The sequence below is a fragment of the Hydrogenimonas sp. genome (genome assembly GCF_029933015.1).
Taxonomy (GTDB): domain Bacteria; phylum Campylobacterota; class Campylobacteria; order Campylobacterales; family Hydrogenimonadaceae; genus Hydrogenimonas.
This window is the reverse complement of the sequence record NZ_JAOZOZ010000127.1, coordinates 1-4,718: the sequence shown is the minus strand read 5'-3', so window position 1 is coordinate 4,718 and position 4,718 is coordinate 1. Positions and strand designations below refer to the sequence as shown.

At 59.5% G+C, this 4,718-nt stretch carries 4 protein-coding genes; 1 reads left to right on the top strand and 3 read right to left on the bottom strand.

From position 1 onward, the window contains the following. From gmd to Q1K23_RS07850, 3 genes are all read right to left on the bottom strand, one after another. The coding region (gene gmd, locus Q1K23_RS07860) for a GDP-mannose 4,6-dehydratase (RefSeq protein ID WP_300363607.1) at positions 1 to 1,150 on the bottom strand (1,150 nt) is incomplete at its 3' end. Beyond that, positions 1,147 to 1,617 (bottom strand): NUDIX domain-containing protein, encoded by a 471-nt coding sequence (locus tag Q1K23_RS07855; RefSeq protein ID WP_300363605.1) that lies wholly within the window; start codon positions 1,615 to 1,617, stop codon positions 1,147 to 1,149. The genes Q1K23_RS07855 and gmd, both read right to left, overlap by 4 nt. A 3-nt stretch (positions 1,618 to 1,620) precedes the next feature. Next, positions 1,621 to 3,009, bottom strand: coding sequence for a mannose-1-phosphate guanylyltransferase/mannose-6-phosphate isomerase (locus Q1K23_RS07850; RefSeq protein ID WP_300363604.1), 1,389 nt, complete (start codon positions 3,007 to 3,009; stop codon positions 1,621 to 1,623). A gap of 313 nt (positions 3,010 to 3,322) precedes the next feature. On the opposite strand from Q1K23_RS07850, the gene asnB reads away from it, so the two are divergent. Next, positions 3,323 to 4,718: asparagine synthase (glutamine-hydrolyzing) (asnB, locus tag Q1K23_RS07845; RefSeq protein WP_300363603.1), on the top strand; the 1,396-nt coding region annotated here is incomplete at its 3' end.

The following is a 4,718-nucleotide window of genomic DNA, read 5'->3' as shown; positions in this document are numbered from 1 at the left end:
ACTCGAAGTAGTTCATGATCGTATACCCGCCCTCTTTGAGGTATTCGTCCTTTTTCATCAGTTTCAGGTCGCTTTCCATCATGTCGTGGATCAGCTCTTCGAGGGAGTACTCTGGGACCCAGCCCAGTTTCTCTTTGGCTTTGGTGGCGTCGCCGATGAGCAGGTCGACTTCGGTGGGGCGGAAGTAGCGGGGGTCGACGGCGACGATCTCTTTGCCTTCCGTCAGGTGCGAAGGATCGAGGTCAAGCTCTTTCATACGCTTTTCGTCGATGCCGGCGATAAAGCCCACTTCATCCACTCCCGTGCCTTTGAAGGCCAGTTCGATGCCGGCATAGCCGAAGGCCATGCGGACGAAGTCGCGGACGCTGGTGGTCTGGCCCGTGGCGATGACCCAGTCTTCGGGGGTGTCGGCCTGGAGGATCATCCACATCATGCGGACGTAGTCTTTGGCGTGGCCCCAGTCGCGTTTGGCGTCGAGGTTGCCCAGGTAGAGTTTATCCTGGAGTCCCAGGGCGATTTTCGAGGCGGCGCGGGTGATCTTGCGGGTGACGAAGGTTTCGCCGCGGACAGGGGATTCGTGGTTGAAGAGGATGCCGTTGCAGGCGAACATGTCGTAGGCTTCCCGGTAGTTGACGGTGATCCAGAAGGCGTACATCTTGGCCACGGCGTATGGGCTGCGGGGATAGAAAGGGGTCTTTTCAGTCTGGGGGATCTCCTGCACCTTGCCGTAGAGCTCGGAAGTGGAGGCCTGGTAGATTTTGGTCTTTTTCTCCAGCCCCAGGAGGCGGACCGCCTCGAGGATGCGCAGGGTGCCGATGCCGTCGGCGTTGGCCGTGTATTCGGGAGTTTCGAAGCTGACGGCCACGTGGCTCATGGCGGCGAGGTTGTAGATCTCGTCGGGCTGCACCTCCTGGATGATGCGGGTGAGGTTCATACTGTCGGTCATGTCGCCGTAGTGGAGGATGAAGTGGCGGTTTTCGACATGGGGATCCTGGTAGAGATGGTCGATCCGGTCGGTGTTGAAGAGGGAGGCGCGGCGTTTGATGCCGTGGACGATGTACCCTTTTTTCAGCAGAAACTCCGCGAGGTAGCTTCCGTCCTGGCCTGTGATACCGGTAATCAGTGCTACTTTTCTGTTTTCGTTGTTCATTGTGGAATGGTTCCTTTCTCTTTTGTGAAATAGTCTTTGACATATGGGTGCACTTCGGCACTTTCGAGCAGCTCTTCGACTCTGAACCAGCGGTAGTCGTCGTGCTGGTCTCTCGGCAGACCGCTCAGGGTTTCGACCCCGATGCGGTAGGCGAGATTGAGGTAGTGGGTCGAGACGCCGTCGTAGATGCCGTCGTCGTAGAGGTGCTCGAAAACGCCGACAAAGGTGGGTTCTCCTGCAAATCCGCCGCCGGTTTCATCGAGCATGATGCGATCTATGGCGTCACGGATGCGCTCGTTTTTGAATACCCGGCCGCCCAGGGTGAACCAGTACCCTTTCGCCGGAGGGTTTCGCCGCCTGCCCAGCAGCACGCGCCCCTCGCGCATCAGGATCAGGTCCACCGAAACCAGCGGCGTGTTTTCGACGATGCATCGGAAAATGTCGTCGGGGAGTCTTTTCGCGCTCATGGCTCAGCAGCGGTCGAAATCGTCGTCGACGCGGACGATGTCGTCTTCGCCCGTATACTCGCCCACCTGGGCCTCGATCAGGATAAGAGGAATCTTTCCCGGATTTTCGAGGCGGTGCAGCTCGCCCATCGGGATGTAGGTCGATTCGTTGGCCCGGACGATCCTCTCGTCGTCGCCGACGCGCACCAGCGCCGTGCCGCTGACGACGATCCAGTGCTCGTTGCGGTGGTAGTGCTTCTGGAGGCTGAGGCGCTTACCGGGCTTGACCATGATCTTTTTGATCTTGTAGCGTTCGCTGTCTTCGAGCACCGTGTAGGTCCCCCAGGGGCGGTGGACGGTGAGGTGGATGTTGGGCAGTTCGCTCTGGCTCTTTTTGAGTCTGGCGACGACCTCCTTGATCTTCTGGGAGGTTCCTTTTTTGCCGATGAGCAGGGCGTCGGGGGTGTCGACGATGTAGAGGCCTTCCACCTCGATCGTCGCGATGGTACGCCCGTCCGCTACGATGAGATTGTCGCGGCTGTCGATGGCTATGAGGTTGTCGACGGCCGTGTTGCCGTTTTCGTCTTTGGGGTACTCCTCGTCCAGGGCGTCGAAGCTGCCCACGTCGTTCCATCCGATGTCGGCCGGGACCACTTTGACGTTTCGGCTCTTTTCCATGACGGCGTAGTCGATGCTCTCTTCGGGGATGTTTTCCATATCGTCGAGGCCGATGCGGATCATGCCGTTGGTTTTCGCGCGTTCGTAGGCTTTCTGGGCCGCTTCGAAAATCTCCGGCGCATGGGTGCGAAGCTCCTCCAGATAGACGCCCGCTTTGAAGCAGAACATGCCGCTGTTCCAGTAGAATCTGCCGCTCTCCACATAGCGCTGTGCCGTCTCGGCGTCCGGTTTTTCGTGAAAGGCCGCGACATCTTCGCCGTCGGCTTCGATATAGCCGTATCCGATTTCGGGCCGGTCGGGCCGGATGCCGAAAGTGACCAGACGGTCCGCTTCTGCGAGGGTTTTGGCGCGCCGGAGCACCTTTTCGTAGGCGGCCTGGTCTTTGACGAGATGGTCGCTGGGAGTGACCAGCACCACCTGGTCCTCGTCGATGGCGAAGCAGGCCAGGGCGATGGCGGGTGCGGTGTTTCTGCCCACGGGTTCCAGAAGAAAGGTGGAGTGCCGATGGGGCCGTTTCGCATCTGTTTCGAGCTCTTCGATCTGGTCGACGGCGAGAAAGTACTGGTCTTCGTTGGAGACGATGAACTGGGAACGGCAAAGAGGCGCATTGCGCTCTACCGTCATCTGAAAAAGGGAACGGTCACCGAAAAGTTTGATGAACTGCTTGGGCATCAGTTTCCGGCTGATGGGCCAAAGCCGCGTGCCGCTACCGCCGCAGAGAATGATGTTTGTCATGTATTTGTCTGCCTTTTGGAATCTGTTACATTGTTATTAGATCGTAATTTGGTGGATTTTAGTTAAATTACGCTTTTAAACAGATTAGGATGGGAGCGGCGGTGCCGCGGGGAATGGTGAAGCGTGAACAGTGAACGGGGGGCGCCTTTGGCGCGGGGAACGGGAATCGGAAAGCGGAAATCGGGAAACGGAAATCGGGAATGGGGTGCGCCTTCGGCGCGGTGGATGGTGGATGGTTTATAGTTGATAGTTTGGAGTAAGTGGGGGATGGGGTTTGATATAATCGGGGCATTTTTGGAAAGAGGATGGATCTATGTGCGCCATTTTCGGGATTGTGGGGCCTTATGACGAAGAGAGAGCCCGCAGGGCTTTTTCGCTGCTGGCCCATCGGGGGCCGGACGCTTCGGGAGTTCTGGCGGGGGACGGCTTTTTTCTGGGGCATCACCGTCTGAGCGTCATCGATCCGCTGCCGGAGGCCGACCAGCCGATGCGGGTGGGCGACACGACGATCCTGCTCAACGGCGAGATCTACAACTACCGGGAGCTTCGAAAGGAGCTGGGCGGTGCGTTCGCCACCGGCAGCGACACGGAGGTGGCGGCGCGGGCCTTTCTGAAATGGGGGAGAGAGACGCCCCGGCATCTGCGGGGGATGTACGCCATGGCCCTGTGGCGGGAGGGGACGCTGCACCTTTTCCGCGATCCTTTCGGGAAAAAGCCGCTCTACTACGCACGGATGGGCGAGAGTTTCGTCTTCGCCTCCGAAATCGGGGCGATTCTGGCGATGTTTCCCGAGATCCAATGGTCGCGGGAGCGGATCACCTCCTACCTCTCCTTTCAGTCTTTCATCTCGCCCGAAACCTTCTATCCGCAGATCCGGCAGCTGGAGCCCGGAGGCTACCTGCGCCTCAAAAACGGGGAGATCGAAACGTCGGTCGATGATATCGCGGCGGTGGATCCCTCGGACAGGCGCATGGAGACGGCGGAAGTGGCATCTCTGATCGAGGAGAGCGTAGCGTACCGCCTGGTGAGCGATGCGCCGCTGGGGGCGCTGCTCAGCGGCGGCGTCGACAGCTCGCTGGTGGCGGCGATGGCGCAGAAACGTCTGCGAAAGCCCCTGCCCACCTTCACCGTGGGCTACGAAGGACACGAGAAATACGACGAACGGCGCTACGCCGAGAGGGTGGCGGAGCATATCGGCAGCGACCACCACGCCTTCGAGATGGGCATGGAGGAGTTTCTGGAGTGCGCCGACGCCCTGGCGGCCCGTCTGGACGAGCCCCTGGGCGACCCGGCCGCCGTGCCGCTGTGGTTTCTATCGAAAAATATTCGAAAAGAGGGGATCAAGGTACTCCTCAGCGGCGACGGGGCCGACGAGCTCTTTTTCGGCTATCGCCCCTACTACGAGATGGCCGACATCGAAAAGGCCCGCGACCTCAAATACCGCAACTGGCTGCGCAACTACTTCCGGGCCCACTACTCCCCCAACCGCGAGTGGGAGTGGTACAAGCGCGTCTTCGACGGGTCGGTCCTTTTCAGAAGCTCGGCCGAGCTCTTCACCGACCTGCAGCAAAACCGGCTTCTGCGCCAAAACGTCAAGGACGATCGTTCGTTCACCTATATCGCGCATCTGGCGGAGCGCTTCGGCGAGGCGTCGGGACCGCAGTGGTACAGCTACATCGACATCAAGGTGCAGCTGGGCGAAGTGTTTC